General features: G+C 67.5%; 9 protein-coding genes. 2 read left to right on the forward strand and 7 right to left on the reverse strand.

The window, feature by feature from the left end; genetic code table 11:
- Positions 1–7: 7 nt before the first annotated feature.
- The 4 genes from G6O69_RS23835 to G6O69_RS23850 all read right to left on the reverse strand — a co-directional run bounded on the left by G6O69_RS23835 (position 8) and on the right by G6O69_RS23850 (position 13,993).
- On the reverse strand, positions 8–5,791 hold the full coding sequence (locus G6O69_RS23835) for an AAA domain-containing protein (protein ID WP_172305814.1): 5,784 nt from the start codon (positions 5,789–5,791) through the stop codon (positions 8–10).
- A gap of 12 nt (positions 5,792–5,803) precedes the next feature.
- Entirely contained in the window at positions 5,804–9,208 is a 3,405-nt protein-coding gene (locus G6O69_RS23840) for a UvrD-helicase domain-containing protein (protein WP_172305815.1), read from the reverse strand.
- Positions 9,205–12,108 (reverse strand): hypothetical protein, encoded by a 2,904-nt coding sequence (locus G6O69_RS23845; protein WP_172305816.1) that lies wholly within the window; start codon positions 12,106–12,108, stop codon positions 9,205–9,207. The genes G6O69_RS23840 and G6O69_RS23845 overlap by 4 nt, the downstream gene beginning before the upstream one ends.
- Positions 12,109–12,184: 76 nt before the next feature.
- A complete protein-coding gene (locus G6O69_RS23850) occupies positions 12,185–13,993 on the reverse strand; it encodes a fatty acyl-AMP ligase (RefSeq protein ID WP_172305817.1) in 1,809 nt (602 codons plus the stop codon).
- 122 nt (positions 13,994–14,115) lie between these two features.
- Here G6O69_RS23850 and G6O69_RS23855 point away from each other — a divergent pair, with 122 nt between their 5' ends.
- Positions 14,116–15,063 (forward strand): phosphatase domain-containing protein, encoded by a 948-nt coding sequence (locus G6O69_RS23855; RefSeq protein WP_176397047.1) that lies wholly within the window; start codon positions 14,116–14,118, stop codon positions 15,061–15,063.
- A gap of 4 nt (positions 15,064–15,067) precedes the next feature.
- Here the strand turns inward: G6O69_RS23855 and G6O69_RS23860 are convergent, their stop codons facing one another.
- The 3 genes from G6O69_RS23860 to G6O69_RS23870 all read right to left on the reverse strand — a co-directional run bounded on the left by G6O69_RS23860 (position 15,068) and on the right by G6O69_RS23870 (position 17,261).
- Positions 15,068–15,679 carry a hypothetical protein gene (locus tag G6O69_RS23860; protein WP_172305819.1) on the reverse strand — a complete coding sequence of 204 codons (612 nt, stop codon included), beginning with the start codon at positions 15,677–15,679 and terminating at the stop codon, positions 15,068–15,070.
- 100 nt (positions 15,680–15,779) lie between these two features.
- A complete protein-coding gene (locus G6O69_RS23865) occupies positions 15,780–16,694 on the reverse strand; it encodes a DNA-formamidopyrimidine glycosylase family protein (RefSeq protein ID WP_172305820.1) in 915 nt (304 codons plus the stop codon).
- Positions 16,695–16,709: 15 nt separating this feature from the next.
- Positions 16,710–17,261 carry a hypothetical protein gene (locus G6O69_RS23870; protein WP_172305821.1) on the reverse strand — a complete coding sequence of 184 codons (552 nt, stop codon included), beginning with the start codon at positions 17,259–17,261 and terminating at the stop codon, positions 16,710–16,712.
- Between the two features lie 202 nt (positions 17,262–17,463).
- On the opposite strand from G6O69_RS23870, the gene G6O69_RS23875 reads away from it, so the two are divergent.
- Complete coding sequence (locus G6O69_RS23875; RefSeq protein WP_172305822.1) at positions 17,464–17,769, forward strand: PilZ domain-containing protein; 306 nt, start codon at positions 17,464–17,466, stop codon at positions 17,767–17,769.
- Positions 17,770–17,771: the final 2 nt, after the last annotated feature.

Consider the following 17,771-nt stretch of genomic DNA (forward strand, 5'->3'; position numbering starts at 1 on the left):
AAGTCTTCTACATCGCGCACGAGTTTGGAGCGCGGGCGCTACCAACGCGCCTGAAGATCTCCGCGATGACGTCACTTCGTCGAAGTGCCCAGGTCGCGGCGTTGACTCGCATCACATCCCAGCCCCTCAGCGCGAGTAGGGCTGGCCGATGAATGTGCCGCTCGAAGGTCGTGCCGTTGTCCGTGCCGTCGTCTGTCAGGACGGCTAGCCGCAGCCTGGTTTCATCAGGGCGTCCAAGGGCGAGAGGAACCCGGAAGCCCGACGTGCCGAGGTTGAGCTCGACCCGGAGCTCTTCGTCTTCGAGGGCGAGGGCAATTTGGGCAGCCAAGGGGAGATAGCCATCGAGGAGGGCGGGTTCGTTGGCGTGAGCGTGTTCATGGCGCGGCCCACCTCGAATATCATCGAGCACGCGCCGGGCGCGGACTAGCCGCCCGTGGCTGAGTTCATGGACGAATTCGAGGTAGGCACGAAAGAGCCGCGGCCCATCATGTTGTGTGTTCCCGACGTGCAGGAGGGAGGGGGGGAAGGAGGCGACGACATATTGCTCGGACTTGGCTCGAGACACCGCCACATTGAGCCTGCGCTCACCGCCTCGCCTACCCAGCGGGCCAAAGCGCGCGGGCACGTAGCGTTCGCCTACCCGGCCCTTGGCGCGGCGCTCGACCGGGGCGTGCCCGAGGGAGAAGACGATGACGTCCCGCTCGTCACCCTGGACGCTCTCGAGGTTCTTGACGAAGGGGCGCTGATCTCGAGCGTCGACCATGCTGGCCGTGGTCCAGAGCTCCGCGAAGGCCTCCTCAGCCTCGACGCGTTCATCGATCGCGTCGAGGATCGTTTGACGTTGTCGAATATTGAATGTCACGACGCCAACGCTCGGCTGTGGCTGGCGGGACAGCAGCTCGGCGAGAAGATCGACGACCCGCTCGGCCTCGGGTCGGTTCATCCCTTTATCATATTTTCCATCGTCGACACTCACCCACCTCAGCGGTCGAGCTTCGCTCCCCTGGGTCGAGGGGATGGTGCGGAGCTCGCCGTCATACATGGCGTGGTTCGAAAACGCGATCAGCGACTCGTCGAGGCAGCGGTAGTGCCAGGTCAGGCCGACGTGATGGCAGCGTGTCCGCGCGAGGGAGAGCAGAGATTCGCCCGAGAGCAGATCCCGTGCGCGTCGCTCCTCTTCGCTGCGATCTTCCTCCTCGGTGGCGGGGAGCGCGGTCTTGAACAGCGACGTTGGAGGCATCTGCTTCTCATCACCTGCGATGACCGCTCGCTTGGCCCGCAACAGAACACATAGGCCTGCCTCTACGGTGCACTGAGACGCCTCGTCGAAGATGACGAGGTCGAAGAGCGGCTCACGCGGAAACAGGGCCGCCATTGTCTCGGGTGAGAGCAGCCAGCAGGGCAACGCGTCGAGCAGCCCGTCGTTGGCGAACTCTCGTACGAAGCGGCGCAGGGGCCAGAGATTACGCCGCTTCTTCGCTTGCTTGAGAATGGCCTCCCGTGTCTGCTGCTTTGGTGTTCGCCGCTTGCGATAGGCGGCTCGCGGGATCTGAAGGAGCTCCGCGTTGGCGATCTGTGAGGCGATGCCCTCGGCTTCGAGGTCGCGCAGCTCAGCCGCTACGCGTCGAAGGCTCAGTGTCGCTTGGAGGATCTCCTGATCGAAGGCCGCTGTGCCAAGCTGAGCGACGCGGGCTTCGTCCTCGCAGGCTCGCTCGTAGTGGGCCCAGGCCCACGCTCGTGTCAGCAGCTCCCGCCACTCGAAGACAGGGGCCTCTGGAGCTGCGGCGTACAGGGAGTCGAACAGGTCGCGCGCGGAGCTGGTGAGCGCAGCCGCCTCGTCGAACCACGCGTCGAGTTCTCGAAGCCGGTGGCCGTCGCGGCGCAGGTTCGTGGCGAGGGTGGCCAGGGCCGCGGCGTCGTCGGAGGGGACCCACGAGAGCTCGCGCTCCATTTTGCTCGTGTGCGCGTGCAGCTGCGCCATCGCGTCGCATTGCCCCGCCCGTCGTCCAAGCAGGGCGTCGAACGCCTCGATGTCGCTGGCGTCGCCAGGTATGGTGAGACCGAGGGCGAGTAGGCTCGGAGTCTCGCTCGATATGATCGCGTTGATCTCGGCGAGGGCGCTCAGTCGCATGAGGGCCTGCTCTGCGCTGTGTGTGTTCGTTGGCGCCAGGGTGGGGAGTTCGAGCTTGGTGAAGGTGTTCTCCATCGCGGCCCAGGCTCGAGAAGCGTCGATGCGCTCGAGCAGCTCCCCGAGAAAGGCCGCGTCGAATGGGGCGCCGGCCCGGTCTGGCCATAGCTGGGCCAGGCGCTCGCGTACAAAGCCGCGGGCGCGCCACCAGATCAGGGAAAAGAACCGCGAAAAACGACCTGCGTAGCTCTTCAGCACTGAAACTCGTCGAGAAAACTCCGCTTCGACCGCCATCTCGGTTGGTACCGTCCAACGGGCCAAAGCCGCTGCGTGCTGGGACCAGGTCTCCAGGAGCGCGGATACGCCGGGGTCGCCATGTTTGGTGAGGGCGGGGAGGAGGCGAGCGCCTTCGGGGGAGGTGTATGTGTCTCGAGCGCTGGCGAGCGCCCGGATCGCAGGGGCTGCCCTGGCCAGCGCTTCGCCGCTGACCGGATCCTCGGCGAGGAGGGCTTCGTAGCTCGTTGCGAGCGCGTGCGCGTGTTCGACGGAGGCCTCTAGCTCTCGCAGCGCGTGGTCGGTGAGGCCCGCAAAGGAAGCTCGCCGTCCTCGACTGCGCCACCAGCAGCCGGGCGCCCAGAGCTCGCGCTGAGGGTGGAGGCGATCGAGCACCTCCAGGAGGTGGCGCAGCGCGTCGAGATTCATGGTCGCGAGGGCGGAGCTCTCGAAGGCTCGCGCTCCGGTCGCGGAGAGCGTCAGCAGCTGTCCGATGCGCAGGCCCGAGCGAGGGCACTCGCGTCCGAGCAATTGGGCCTCGCCTGTGAGTGAGTCTTCGAGCCGTCGATACTCTTCGTGGGCCCTTGGGAGCCGCGGGTTCGGCTCGTTGGCGGCGGAGTCGGCCTCGATCCGCTGGGCGAGCGACATGTACAGCGGCTTACGATCGTCGTGAGTGTCATGGACGACCGCGACGCCGTCGGCGAGGCCCCGCGCTCGAAGGCGCTGGTGAACCACATCGAGGGCGGCGCGCTTCTCGGCGACGACGGCGACACGTTCGCCCCGGCGGATCGCGTCAGCCAGTAGGTTCACGATGAGCTGGCTCTTGCCGGTACCGGGGGGACCGTCGACAACCGTGACGAGCTGCTTTCGACAAGTCGCCATGGCCTGGCGTTGGCTGGGGTCCGCGGGGACCACGGGCCAGCCGGGCTCGATGTCGTGGTGGTGACCGTTGGCTGGATCTGGCTGAATGTGGTCGGGCAGTAGCGCGGACCCGGCAGCGAGGAGCTCGTCGAGACTCTGGCGAGGATCAGCGAGGTCGCGCAGGAGGGTGTCGTAGTCCTGCAAGATGCCCGAGCTCGACTGTGGGAACAGCCCGAGCAGCGCGCACTCCTCGAGGGCTAGAAATGGCGGCGACTCGTCGAGATCCTGGTCGCGGTTTTTGAACGCAGCGAGGGGAGTGTCCGCTGTGTTGATGTGCAGACCGATTTCGGCCAGCTTGGCCAGGAGCTGCTCAATACCCTGCTCGCGGGCGGCCGCGAGGTCGTCGAGTTCACGGCTGAGCGTGTCGGGGAGCGCGAGCTTCGCCTTGTTGAACAAGAGCTGAATGAGCGATTGATTGATGAGAGGGTCTTCGTCGGCCCGAGCAGACAGGGAAAAGCCCCGCTTTCCACGTCCATCACGGATGAGGTCCACAGGGTAGAGAATCAGCGGGGCTCGAATGCCGTAGCCTCCCTGCGTTGAGCCTCGAGGCGCGACGTTGCCGACGAGGAAGGGGTGTCCGAGGTAGAGGTCGTTGGCGCCTGTCTCCTCCTCTCGGTCGAGCGCTGCACGGTGCAGGGCTCGCAGCTCGTTGGAGCAGGCCTCCGCCGCGTCGTGGCGCCCAGCGTCGCTGGCGTCGACTAGCGGCGCCATCTTTTCCGCGAGCGTGAGCTGGAGGGCCCGCTCTGCCGCCCCTGGACGGACTCGATCCAGGCTCGTGAGATCGAAGGCGCGGCCGCGCCGAGGGGTTCGGAGGCGAATCGATGGGCTACGTCCGTCGCCCGAGATCAGTTCGTCTCGCAGTCGTGTCACCGCTGCGATGAGTGCTCGCCGGGAGGTGTCGAGCTTGACCGCGAGGGGGCCTCGCTGAGGGGCTCGCGTCGTGATGAGACGAACTGGCTGGTCGAGCTGTGTGGCGGAGGTTGGGTCGATGGCTGGGTCGAGAACGACGTCGCGGGCCTCGAGCTGCCCGACGAGCTCGCCGAGGTGCTCGCGGGTCGCTTCGGATTTACCAGCGAGCAGCAGCAGTCGCCTGGGAGAGATGAGCATCTGGCCGCGGCGCGCGACGGAGTCGCAAAGGGCGTCCAGGGCGTCCTCGACCTCTAGCGAGCGGACGGGGAGCGGCAAGGAGATCGGCTTGACGGCCTCGAGCTCGAGCTCGAACTCGATCGCCATCGCCGTCAGCGAGGCGCGGATCCAGGCCCGAAACTGGGGGAGAAAGCCGAGCGCCTCGCCGATAGCGAGCAGCATCTCGAGCTCACGCCCAACAACGGTTCCGTCTGCGCCGATGATGTGAATTAACAGCAGCGCGAGGGTCCGGGCGAGGGCGGGGCCGGCCGCTCGGATCATGACGCTCGTCTCGTGGAAGGTGTCGAGGGCGACCTCTGGGTCGAGGAGCTCCGCCCAGGCGGGGACGGTCCGGGAAAAGGCGTCCTCGATCGCGTCGAGCTCCCCTTGCTGGAGCTCACCGTCCGCGGAGGCGACGAGCACGGCACAGGCGAGCGCGCACTCCCACAAAAAAGCGGGCGGCTCATCGCGCGCGTCAAACTGTAGATCGAGGTCGGGGGCTCCCAGCGCCTTCACGATGAGCGCGTCGATCTCCGCGAGAGGCCTGTGGCCGCTGCCCTTTTTGCACAGCTGGTGATAGAGATCGGACTCGGAGAACAGCCACAGCGCCCAAGCTCGCAGGCTGTGCTCTGGGTGCGTGGTCGCATGCGCCCGTTGGCCGCTCGAGAGTGTCTGCTCCATCAGCTCGCGCGACTGGGCGAGGTAGGCCCGCGTGTCCCAGGTGAGCACGTCCCCAGACAGGCCCGTGACTGCGATCATCTCCAGGCGTAGCGCGGCGTCGAGGTCTTGTGAGGCGAGCAGTCCAAAGCGGTCCGCTGTGATCTCTCGGGCGAGGACCAGGCGCTTCGCTAATTCGGCGTCTCGGTTCGAGAGCAGGCCCTGCTCGGCGAGCACCTGACCGGTGAACGCGATCGCGCCGAGCTCGGTCCAGGGCCCATGGGCGAGGTAGTGGCCGAGCTCGTGGCCAAAGAGCGCGACGCCAGCTTCGGGATCCAACAAGGACAGCATTCGGCCCTGGATCTCGAGGAGGACTGGCTGCTGAACGAAGTGCAAGGCCGCGTTCTCTCGGCCCGTGGATTGGTAGATCTCGAGCTTGCCCTCGAAGTCTCCGAGCACGCGGCGAGCCGTCTCGGCTTGCTCGAAGGCCTGAGGGGCCATGGTCGTCGACAGGCGCAGGGATCTGGCGAGCAGCCGTCGGCGGATGCTCTCGCCATCGCGGGGGACCACCGAGCGACGGTGGGTTGCGAACCCAGGGGCGGCGAGGAGCCCCTTGGCGAGCTCCCGTTCGTGGGAGAATCGGACGAGCTCGATGTCGAGCCCTTCGAGCTGTTTTTTGTGCGGCACGGGGGTCTCCATTCAGTCCTTGGGCAGTGAAAAGTAGGCGGCGATGGCGTCGCAGGCCTCGACTTCCCACGTCGGGGAGGCCAGGTCAGCGGTGATGACGTGCCAGCGGTATTGGCGCATCGCCTCGGCGTCGATGCGCGAGTTGTCGATGCATAGCGCAATCTTCTCTCGCTCCCATGCGAGGGCGACGACGATACTATCTATCTCCTCAACCTCATAGTTGACGCGAGGGGCTGGAAGGCCTTTGTCGAGTAAGTCCTCCATGGTCCTGGCGAGCTCGGGGTAGGCCTCGGAGAGCTGTTCGAAGAGTGTTGGAGCTGCGGCGAGTTGGGGGTGCGGGCCGACGAGCACAGTCGTCGTTTGCTTGCACTCGGGGACCAGTTCGAACACCGCCCTGGCGTAGTGATCGAGCTGGTTTTGGTAGTTCCTCCAGCCGGGCGATTCACGCGGGGGGAGGTCACTCTTCCAATCTACGATATACCAGTGCTCACGGCTGGCGTCGCTGGGAAAGGCGAGGTCGATGCGCCCAGAGATGACGCGACCTTGGGCGTCGTCGCGGTAGGCGAAAGACTCTTCTACCCAGTGTTCCGTCGCTGAGCGTGCCATTTGCAGCACCTCGTGTTCGAGCATCCGATAGATGATATCCAGGCACTGTCGCTCACGCGTGGGGCTGAGACCAAGCTCGGCGGCGAGCAGGGGGGTGAGCTCCGCCGCGCGCGTGCGCTGGTCCTCCAGGGAGTCCGTGAAGGTGAGCGCCTCCATGACCTCGTGGACCAGCGTGCCTCCGAGGGCCCCGATGGCTGAGGTCGAGGCGCTCACGCGCTCCTTCATGGCGACCTCATGCACGGTGCGCCAGCGCATGCTCGCGCGCTTCGACGCGTGGATGGCTTCGCGCGCGGAGCTCCACCAGTCTCGAGTCGGGTCGATGCCGTCTGGCGGGGGTGGCGCGTGGAGCCAGGCGTCGACGTGCTCGTCGTGGTCGGCGAAGGTCTGGTCGCGCCAGGCCGGGGATGGCAGCGTCTGGGGATCGATCTGTGTGGCCTTCGCCAGCCCGTTGGCGAAGTGCTCCCTGAAGAGGGGGCTCTTTGGACTGTCGACGATGACCAGTTGATCTCGAGCCCGAGTTGCGGCGACGTACATCCATCGGCGACGCTCGTTTTCGTTGGCGCTGCGCTCGGCATCCTCGTATTGCTTCCAGTCACTCAGCTTTAGATGGCCCAGCTTGATCGCGACCTTGTTTGCGCGACGATCGATCGCGGCGACGATCGGCTCAGCCCGGCGGCTGCCGAAGCAAAGCAGGACCACAGGGGCTTCGAGGCCCTTTGCCTTGAAATAGGACGTGATGCGGACCGCCTGATCGAGGGCGTCGACGCGGGAGAGATCTTGCTCTTTGCCCAGGCTGTCGAGCATGCGCAGCGCTTGGGTGGGGGAGCTGGCCGTGGCCTCGAACTGGCGGATGAGCGCGCGCAGCTTCTCGAGGTTGGCGAGCTTGGCCGCTCCATCTCGTAGCAACGCCCACACCGAGGCTGCGCGGCTGTGCTCGAGGAGCTCGTCGAGTAACATGACCCAGCTACGACGCCCGCGTTGGCGAGAGAGGCGGCGAAGAAGCATGAAGGCGTCGGCGACGGGCCCATCGGTGGGGCTCGGGATGGTGAAGCGCCAGGCTCCTCCCGCCGCTCGGTGACGCGCGAGTTCGTCCCAAGTCAACGCGAACAGGCCACGGAGGACGAACACCGTGCTCTGCTCGTCACCGGGCTCATCGAGGCACTTCAAGGCTGCGAGCGAGAGTCGGATCTCGTCGCGCCGAAAGAACGCGCTGCCACCTTCGACCACCGCTGGGATGCCCGCGCGGGTGAGCGTATTTTGCAGCTGGTCCGCCTTCGCCCACGACGGCAGCAGGATCATGATATCAGACCACTGGATGGCGCGGCGTTGTTTGCTGTTGGGGTCCAGGACCTCGCCGTCTCGTTCGAGTCGCAGCAAATACCGGGTCACGAGGCCCAGTTCGCTGATGTCGTCCGTGCTGGGTCCAAGCGGGAGGCGCACGACGGGATCGAGGGGGGCGGGCTCTCGGTGCGCGCGCTGAGGGAGGTATCCCGGGAGGCTGGAGAAAGTCGAATTGACCCATTCGACTATGCCCGGGACCGATCGGAAATTCTCGGTCAGGTGCAGACCTTCGCCGTCGCGGGTGAGGAGGCGCTGGAGCTGGTACCAGGTCATTTCATCTGCCCGCCGAAACCGGTAAATTGACTGGCGAGGATCTCCAACTGCGAATAGGCGCCCGCGTTGGGGGGGATGAGCGTCCCAGCTCCCCGTCGCGTCGGGGGCGCGTGTCAGCAGCGCCGCGACCTCCGCCTGGATTGGATCGGTGTCCTGGACCTCATCGATGAGCACGGCGTCGAAGCGCTCCGCGAGCCGGGCGCGGGCCTGGGTGCAGTCTCGGAGCAGCTGGGCCGCTCGAAAGAGCAGGTCATTATAGTCTGCGATGGCGGCGTGGGCCTTGGTATGGTCGATGGCTGGGATGAGGTGGCGGACGATGTCGCGGACCAAGAGCCCATGGAGGTGCTCGATCTGGGTGGCGCGCCAGGCTCGAAACTGTTGAAGTGCAGCGACGAAGAGCCGCTTTCCGTCGTTCTTCCAGTCGGACTTTCGGCCGAGGTTCAGGTTTCCAGTCGCGCCCTCATTGCTGGCGAGTATTCGCACGACGGCCTCGGTCGGTGGGCGGTTCGCCGCGTCTTGTATGATGGAGAGGAGCCCGTGGGTTTGGAGGACGAGCTTGTCGGTCTCTGCGGCGGTGCAGAGCATCCTCGAGACCAATAAGCTCGCGCCGATTGAATTGAGCTGTTGGAAGGCGGAGCCGGGGCTGAAGGGGGAGGTGCTGCAAGTCGGCTCGAGGTCGCGATAGCTGAGAATCCGCGCGGCGCCGGTTCGCAGCCCATGGGGAGAGAGCAGCCGGTAAATGATGAGGCTGGCGTCTGGGTGGCGCTGGCGAAAGTCGAATTCCCACTGATCATAGGCCTCTCGAACCTCCTGCGTGGAGAGGGCGTCGGGGCAGATCTCGGTGTCAGGGGCCCAGGCGGCGGCGAAGGACTCCGTCGTCAGTATTTTGTGACAAAATCCATGGATTGTTGATATCGTTACTTGCGATAGATTCTCGAGCAGGCCGTGGGGAGCATGCCCGGCGCGGGCGAGGTGCGCCTCACAGGCGTCGCGGACGCGAGCCTGTAGCTCGCCAGCGGCCTTCTCGGTGAAAGTGATCGCGGCGATCCGCTTCGCTGGCGTGCCTCGGACGAGCAGCTCCAGGATCCGCCGGGTCAGCACGGCGGTCTTGCCCGAGCCCGCGCCGGCCGAGAGCGCGATCGACTGATCGAGGTGTTGGATCGCGGCGTCGCGGGCCGCTTGGTCGAGGGCGCTCATGTGGGCTTCCGGGGCGGTGGCGCTTCACACTCGCCGCTGCGGTAGCCGAGGTCGTGCTCGCTGGACAGCCGGAGGGCGTGTTCGTGGCCCCAAGGCCAGCAGTTGAGTTGTGTGATGCACCGCGTGGCGAGGGTGAGTCGCCGTGCGAGTGTGGAGGACTCGAAGGGGAGGTCCCCCTCGATCCAGTTGGCGTCGATATCAACCGCGTAGATATTCGACACGCCTGGCTGGACCATGGCCGCGAGCACGAGCTCGGGTGCGCTGCTCGCAAATTGCTTTTTGGCCGGCTTTTGGAGCAGGAGACCGGTGAGCAGCGGGCCTTGGCGCCAACCTACGCGCGCTTCGATTTGCCACGGCAGGCCCTCGACGACGGGGCCTCTGACGACTTCGCGGGCTCCGTTGGGGAGCACGCCGAGGCGCTCGAGCTTGGAAAAGCGCTGTTGTCTCAAGCCGCGCAGCAGGGCTAGCGTTTCGTCGCTGATGATATCGCCACGATGACGTCGCCAGCGTTCAATTGCGCTCTCCCACGCGGCCTCGAAGGCCGCGTGGGTAGGCCCTGGGGCGTCGAGCGCGTCCTCGAGCGCGGAGAGAAAGAGCTGATCTCGAAACGCTGGGCGTAGAGGGTCGAAGTGGCCTCGCAAGGTGGCTGGTCGGCGGATCTCGAGGACCTCCTCGACGAGGAAGGCGCCAGGGTTGGCGATCAACTTGGCGATCTTGCGTGGGTCGAGAGGGGAGCCGTCGAGCCCTGGAGTGGGCAGTAGTCCTGGGGACAGCTTGCCTGTCCAGCTCGTCGCGATGTCGCTATCGAGCGCGCGCTGGAGCCCGAGCAGCCTGCGCGTCGAGTCCTGGCTGGCGAGGCGCGCGAGGCTGGAGCGAGGGGTCGCTACCGTGCTGGCGATCTGGTGCTCGAGCGAGCTGATCGCGTGCTCGGGGTTTGGGCTCCAGGACTCCGCGCGGCTTCCAGAGCGGAGCTGGAGCCCACGCAAGTCGGCGTATGTGGCTCGACGCCCGAGCAGGGTCGAGGCCGTCTCGAGCAAGAACACGCTGGATAGGAGGGGGCGCGCGTCGAGCAGATCTGTCGCGGGTGACGATAACCACAGTTGTTTGGTGCAGGCGCCAACAACTGCGCCGAAGCGTCTAATCTCATAGTCTCGCAGCTTGTGGCTCGGGAGCAGGTCGATACGCAAGCTGGCATTGAGCTGCTCGAGCAGCTCGTCAGGCAAGATGGGATCTTCGCCGGGTCGACGAGGAAAGCGTCCCTCGGTCATGCCTGAGACGACCACCACCTCGAAGGCGCCCCCGAGCAGGTTCATCGGTGTCATCACACGAACGGCCGGGTCGGCGAGGCGACCCTTGAGGGCTGCGCTGGTTTGTAGGTCGTGCCGAAGTTGAGCGAGGGCCTCGGGTGGGGAAACCGAGCAGCCGACTCCTGGGGGGCCCCAGCCACGCAGGAGCCCGGTCAGCTGTGCGAGGTCCGGTGAGGGCGTCCACCAACGCCGCAAGAGTTCGATCCATCGACGGGCGTGAGCTCCGAGGGGGGCGGCCTTGCTGAAGAGCAGGAAGGTGGCGTGGAGAGCTTGGAGCGCTCGAACGAGGTTCGTCGCCGCATCTCGATCGGGATCACTTTCATGTGTGTCGTCGTCAGGGAGCTCGGCGGCCCAGGTTTGTACGGCTCCAATGATGGTCTGTGTGTCGCAGACAGCGCCACAGCGGGCGAGGATTCGCCGCCACCGCCCTCGCCCGGTGGTCACTGTGGGGGAGAGCGCGGGCCCGAGGCGCAAGCCCGGGAGTCGCAGGAGATCATACCAGGCGGGCACCGTGTCGCCTCCATCAGCGAGCTCGAGGCAAGACAGCAAGAAGCGTGCGGCTGGTGTTGTCGAGAGGGGCGGCCCGATCAGCCATGTCGCGGGGACTTCGAGGCGTTCGAAGTGTTCGCGCAGGACCACGACGTGTTCCGCGTCCGGGAGGACGACCGCGATGCGATCGAGGGGGACCCCTCCACGTATTGCGTCGAGCACGACCCTCGTCACTTCTGCGAGCTCGCGGACGTCGTCGGGTGTTCGCGCGAGGGTGACGCTGTTGTCATGCTCGAGCGCTCGCGTGGGGGCTGAGAACAGACCCTGGGCGAGCTCGGCCAAGAGCGTGCCTCGAGCGAGCTGGACGACGACAGGCTCACTGGCGTGTACCGTCGAGCGAAGCCCGCTTGGCGCGGGCTCGAGGTTGTGCCAGGGTTCGGGGCAGACCTCGACATGGGGGTGGTCTCGGTTCCAGGCTCGAATCACGTCATAGGTTTGCGGCGCGAGCAGCCGATCTCCCAAGATGACGGCGGCGCTCCACGGGCTCCTGCCGTGCTCGAGCTCCTCCATTGCGATGTTGGTGAGATCTGTGCTCGAGTAGAGGCGATCGACGGCGCGTTGGTGTTCGACGCCGCGCAGGAGCTCCGCGAGGACCGCCAGCCGATCTGCGTAGCCGGGGGCTTCGGTTCGCCGGAGCTGATCCGCTTCGACGCCGGCCAATTCGAGGGTCTCGACGGCCCGTGCCAGGGATGGGAGCCATCCAGGCTGGGAGAGGGTTTTTATCTGCGCCTGGAGTTGGCCAGCGCGTGCGAGCTCGTGTAGGAGCGTGATGATGGTGGCGGTCAGCCATCCGCTGGGAGGGCGACGGAGCTTCTGCTCCAACAGGCATCTGCGCGCCAGAGCTTGCAGCATGCGTTCTGGGGTGAGGAAGTCGACGCGGATGAAGCTGCCGGCGAGCGCGAGTTGCTGTCGGGCCAAGGTGGCGTTGGCCTCGTATGGGGTGATGACGACGACGGGCGCGTCGCTTCGTCCAACTTCGTCCCGAACTCCACGCACTGCGTTGGCGAGCGCGCAGCCGAGCGGAGTGGGTGGCTGAATCGACATGGCGTAGGAGGCAGCGTGGGAGCTTGGATCCCTCCATACTCTACCCACCCAGAGGATGGGTGTCACTGGCGCGCTTTCAACCCGCCACGCCGCCCGCGCTCCGCTCCCACAGCACCTCGAGCTCCCCATCGCGCAGCGCCGAGCGGTAGCGATAGCGGCGAAGCTTCCCGCTGGTCGTCTTGCTCACGCTGCGCTGGGGGATGAGCACGACCCGATCGGGCTCGATCCCGACCCGCTCGAGCACGCGCGCGGCGATGCGCTCGCACAGCTTCCTGCGGACCTCGTCGCCGGAGGTCCGCCGCCCCGTCGCGGCGATGCACAGCTGCGGCTTGCCCTCGGCGTCGGGGATCGAGAACACCACGGCCTCCTTGACCAGCGCGTCGGGCCCGTGGGCGAGCTTGCGCTCGATGTCATGGGGCTGGTAGCGGCGCCCGCCGATGACGATCAGATCCGCGAGGCGGCCGGTGCCGTAGAGCTCGCCATCGAGCACGAAGCCGGTGTCGTCGGTGCGAAACCACGGCCAGACGCCGGGCGAGTCGGCCTTGGTTTCGGCCTCGGCCTCGGCCTCGCCCTCGATGTGCGCGGCGAAGCGCCGGGTGGAGGTCTCGGCGTCGCCCCAGTAGCCGCGGCCCACGGAGGGTCCGCGCAGCCAGATCTCGCCCTCGTGGCCGTCGGGCAGGCGAGCGCAGGTGTCGGGATCGACGATCGCCACCTCGTGCTCGCGCATGGGCGTGCCGCAAGACACGTAGTCGCGGCCCTCGCTGTCCTCGGCCTCCTCGGGCAGGGGCTCGGCGCGGCCGGTCCACAGGGCCTCTCGGGAGAAGCGGCGCAGGCTGGGGGCGCGCTCGAGCGGCCAGCCGCTGACCATGAGGGTGGCCTCGGCCATGCCAAAGCAGGGCATGAAGGTCTCGGGGCGAAAGCCGTGCGGGGCGAAGCGCTGACAAAAGCGCTCGATGGTCTGGGGACGCAGCGGCTCGGCCCCCGAGACGGTCAGCTCCCAAGACGAGAGGTCGAGGCCGTCGAGGGCGTCGGGCTTGGCCCGCGCGGCCCGGTCGACGCACAGGTCGTAGGCGAAGTTGGGGCCGGTGCTGACCCGGGCGCGCAGCTTGGACACGGCCATGAGCCAGGCCAGGGGGCTGCGCAAGAACGCGGTCGGGGACATCAAGGCCGTGGTCCCGCCGTGGTAGAGCGGGTAGAGGAGCGAGCCGATCAGCCCCATGTCGTGATAGAAGGGCAGCCAGCTGACCGTCACCGCGCCCTCGTCTTGCTTGAACTTCTCGTGGGCCAGGCGCTGGTGGGCGTAGAGGTTGTCGTGGCCGATCATCACGCCGCGGGGCGTGCCGGTGGAGCCCGAGGTGTACTGGAGGAAGGCCAGGGCGTCCTCCAGCTGCGCGGGGCGGGTCCAGGTCTCGGCTCGATCTGCGTCGTGGCCCAGGGCGTCGGTCGCGAGGATCTCCAGGGCGTCGGGGTTCACCGCCTCGGCCCGGGCGAACTCCACGGTCTCGACGAGGTCGGCCGTGGTCAGGATCAGCCGGGCGTCGGCGTCGCGGATGATCGCGCCGACCCGCGGCATGGTGGAGGTCGCTCGCTGCTTGTCGGGGGGGAAGGCCGGCACGGCGCACAAGCCTGCGTAGAGGCAGGCCAGGAACACGGCGGGGTACTCGAGGCCGAAGGGGTAGAGGAGCAGCACGCGCTCGCCAGGTTGGGCATGCTCGCGCAGCTCCATGGCCAGGGCGCGGGCGCGGCGGTCGGCGGCGGCGTAGCTCAACTCGCCCACGATCTCGCCGCTAGCGAGCTGTTGGTAGAGCGGGCGGTCGGCGTGTCGCTGTGCTCGAGCGTGGAGCACATCGACCAGAGTGGTCGGGGCGTGAGGTCCAGAGTCCATGGTAAGGAGTAGGGTCGCGGGGAGCGGGGCCGGACATCGGCTGGCGACGGTGGCCTTGTTTCGCGCGGGCGAGGCGTCGTCAAGCGCGTAGAAGGCTGCACGCGCGCGCAGCAAATTACGCTATGATCCGGCCGAGCGCCCCCCTCGGCGCCACCTTTTGCATGGCCAGCGACCGCGATCCCCACGATGCGCTCGAGCCCGCGGAGTACGAGTCCGTGCGCGTCCCTTTTCCGATGATCCGCAAGCTCCAGCGGAGCTTGGACCCAGACTACGCCGGGCCGATCTACATCTGGGACATCGACAAGACCTGGCTCGACACGCGCTTTTCCCAGCTCAAGGGCATGCTCAAGATCCCCTTCGAGTTCGCCGTCGACAAGCGCGCGCTTCCGGGGACCACGGCCTTGCTCCACGCCCTGCGCGAGGGCAGCTCGGGTCGGGACCACTGCCCGCTGTATTTCATCACGGCGAGCCCGCCTTTCATCCGCATGGCCATCGAGCGCAAGATGCTGATCGATGGCATCGAGTTCGACGGGATCAGCTACAAGGATCAGGTCGAGGTCTTTCGCCGCCGCCACTTCGACAGCTTGCGCGAGCACACGGCCTTCAAGCTCGGGGCGCTGCTGCTGCTGACCAAGACCTTCCCCACGTCGGCGCAGATCCACCTGTTTGGCGACGACGCCGAGCGCGACGCCCAGATCTACTGTCTGTTCGCAGACATCGCCGCCGGGCGCCTGCGCGGGGAGACGCTGCTGCACACGCTGATCGGCATGGGCGTGCGGGCCAGCTATGCGCAGGGTGTCGTCGACCTCGCCGCGCAGCTCGAGGGCGAAGGTGAGCGGGTCGCGGGCATCTACATCCACCTGATCCGCGCCCGCGATGGCGCGACGATCCGCAACTACGACCCGCGCGTGGTCGGTTACCCCAGCGCGCGGGCGGTGGCCGAGCTGCTCTTCGAGCGCGGCCAGCTCAGCGCGCGCGGGCGGGACAAGATCGAGGGCGAGGGGCGCGTGATCTTCGGGGCGGCGGCGGCGGATCCCCAGGGCTGGTGGACGCCGGCGGATCAGCGCTGAGGGCTCACTGTGCCACGCAGCTGGCGGTCGAGCCGTCGGCGACGCAGGTCTGCTCCATGGCGGTGCAGTCGATGCGCTCGCCCGGCAAGCCGTTGACGCAGGCGACCACGGTGTTGTCGAGGCAGGCGCTCCCGCGCTGGCCGACGAGCTCCAGGCAAGGCGGCTGAGACAGCTCGACGAAGGCGTGCACGCGCCTGTTCTTGATCGGGTTTTGGGCCGGGGTCTCGTCGATCACTCGAAAGTCGAGGACGCTGCCCAGCTCGGGCTGGGAGAAGGCCACGGCGCGCTCGCCCGCGGGCTCGCGGGTGTCGACGCGGGTCCAGCCGCGGGCCTCGAAGTGCTCGATGATCGCGGCTTGGGTGTCCTCGGCGGTGTTGAACTGGAAGTTGAGGTCGGCCTGGTTGGGCAGGGTGCCCTCGGGCAGGGCCTCGCCGGAGTCAGAGAAGTCCACGCGGGTCTCGTCGGCGCAGAACACCGCCTCGGTGGGCAGCTGATCGACGACCGGGACGAAGGGGTCGGGGGCCGGGGCCGAGGGGCAGACCTCGAGGCAGCCGGTGAGCGCGACGCCGAGGCTCAGGGCGGGGAGGAGGGCGTGGACGAGCGGGGCGCGGCGCATGGGGGTCGAGTAGCGCAGCGGGGCGGCGCTGACCAGTGCGCTGGTGGGCGTGGAGGCGCGACGTGCTGTCGCGGGCAAGTGGGCGCGGGCAAGCGGGCGCTCAGCGCTCGACGCGGCGCTCGGCCTTGTAGGCTTCGAGCTCCTCGAGGCTGCGCGGCCAGTCCTTGGCGAGCAGCCGCGAGAGCGAGCGGTCGGCCAGGAGCTTGCCGCCGGTCTGGCAGGTCGGGCAGTAGTTGGTCTCGCGCGAGGCGTAGACGATGCGCTGGACCGGGTCGCCGCAGACCGGGCAGGGCTCGCCGTACTTGCCGTGCACGGCCATCTCGGGCCGAAAAGCGGTGACCTTCTCGGGGAAGCGCCCGGCGTAGTGCTCGCGCAGCAGCTCGGTCCACTCGCGCAGGCCGTCTTGGCAGGCCTGGAGCAGGCGCTCGAGTTCTTCGTCGTCGAGGCGCGAGGTCAGCTTGACCGGGGAGAGCTTGGCGCGGTGGAGGATCTCGTCGGAGTAGGCGTTGCCGATGCCGTCGAGGATGCGCGGATCGGTGAGCGCGCGCTTGAGGGTGTGGTTGCGCGCGCGCATGTGCTCGGCGAAGGCCGCGGGGCCGAGGCTGAACACGTCGAGGCCGCCGGGGTCGTGCGCGGCCAGGGCCTCGCGCCCGCGCACCAGGTGCAGCGAGGCGCGGCGCTTGCTGCCGGCCTCGGTCAGGCTGAGCAGGCCGTCGTCGAAGTGGAAGGCGAGGAGCGTGGACTTGCGCGGGAGCTTGGCGCCGGGGGCCTTCCAGTGCAGGCGCCCGGCGATCATCAGGTGGATGACCGCGAAGTGCTCATCCTCGAACTCGAGCACGACGCGCTTGCCAAGGCGCGAGCAGCCCGTGGCCGCGAGGCCGGCGAAGGCCTGGGCCGGGGGATCGACCGAGCGCAGCACGAAGGGGCTGAGCAGCTGCAGGCGCGCGAGGGTCCGGCCGAGGATCCGCTCGCGCACATGCTCGACGTAGACGGTGACGTCGGGCAGCTCGGGCACCCGTGGATCTTGGGCTCAGATCCCGCGGACGATCAACCAGTTGTCGCCCTCGCGGACCAGCTCGAACTCCGAGTGGTCCTGGACGCGGGCGTAGGGCGGCTGGTCGCGGGGCTCGCCGTAGCTGTCGAGCAGCGGCTTGAAGCGGAAGCTGGCGTCGACCCACACCCGAGCGATCGCGCGGTCACCGGTCACGTGGATCTCGAGGTAGTCGATCGTGAAGCGGATCGAGTCGAGCTGGGACATGCGCCGGCGCAGCAGCGGCCCGAGGTCGGCGTAGGTCGTGTCGTCGCTGGGGTCGTCGGTCCCGCCCTCGTCGTAGTAGGTGGGGTGGGCCGTGGCCAACACCGCCGCGGCGTCGCGGCTGACGAAGGAGGTCCGGTAGCGCTCGAGCACGCCGATGATCTGCCGGTTGTCGTCGGTGTCGGGGATCTCCGTGCCGGGGATCGACGGCTGCGACTTGCAGGCGGTCATGGGCAGCACGGGCGCGGCGACGCCGACGGCCAGCAGCATGGCCAGCGCGCGGGCGCGGCCGCGCGTTCGGTGGAAGGGCTGGGCGAGATCAGGCATCACGGGGGAGGCAGGCACCTGCCATCGCTGGCTCCTGCAAGCAAGGTATCCACCACACGGAGCGCAAAAAAGCAATGATCCTGGAGCCTTGTAGGCGCACTGGGCGAGGGGGTGGATGACACTTTGGCAAGGCCTGGGGACGCGAGGGTCAGGGAGTCACCGCGTGAGGCGCGCTGGGAGGAGAGTTGGGTATCATCCCGGCGTGGGCAGCGACGCTCGAGTTCATCCCCGACTGCAGCTGAGCGTGACCGCGGACGTGATCGGAGAAGAGGTCATGCTGCGGCGGCCCCTGGGAGACATCTCCCTGGGCGGCTGTCGCTTCGACGGCCCCGCCTGGGAGGCGGTCGGCACGGGGCTGACCTTGGTCCTCGACTTCCCCTCGGGCGCCCAGCTCCCCGTCCAGGGCACGGTCGTGCGCGCGTCGAGGAGCGACATGGGCGTGCGCTTTTGTGATGTGAGCGACGAGCAAAAGTGGGGGCTTCGCAAGCACGTCCGCGAGGGTCGCTGAGC

The organism is Pseudenhygromyxa sp. WMMC2535 (assembly GCF_011083025.2).

Excerpts from the sequence above, each read along its gene's own strand:
- G6O69_RS23840 (WP_172305815.1), bottom strand. The coding sequence starts at position 9,208 with ATGAGCGCCCTCGACCAAGCGGCCCGCGACGCCGCGATCCAACACCTC.
- G6O69_RS23845 (WP_172305816.1), bottom strand. The coding sequence starts at position 12,108 with ATGTCGATTCAGCCACCCACTCCGCTCGGCTGCGCGCTCGCCAACGCA.
- G6O69_RS23850 (WP_172305817.1), bottom strand. The coding sequence starts at position 13,993 with ATGGACTCTGGACCTCACGCCCCGACCACTCTGGTCGATGTGCTCCAC.
- G6O69_RS23855 (WP_176397047.1), top strand. The coding sequence starts at position 14,116 with ATGATCCGGCCGAGCGCCCCCCTCGGCGCCACCTTTTGCATGGCCAGC.
- G6O69_RS23860 (WP_172305819.1), bottom strand. The coding sequence starts at position 15,679 with ATGCGCCGCGCCCCGCTCGTCCACGCCCTCCTCCCCGCCCTGAGCCTC.
- G6O69_RS23870 (WP_172305821.1), bottom strand. The coding sequence starts at position 17,261 with ATGCCTGATCTCGCCCAGCCCTTCCACCGAACGCGCGGCCGCGCCCGC.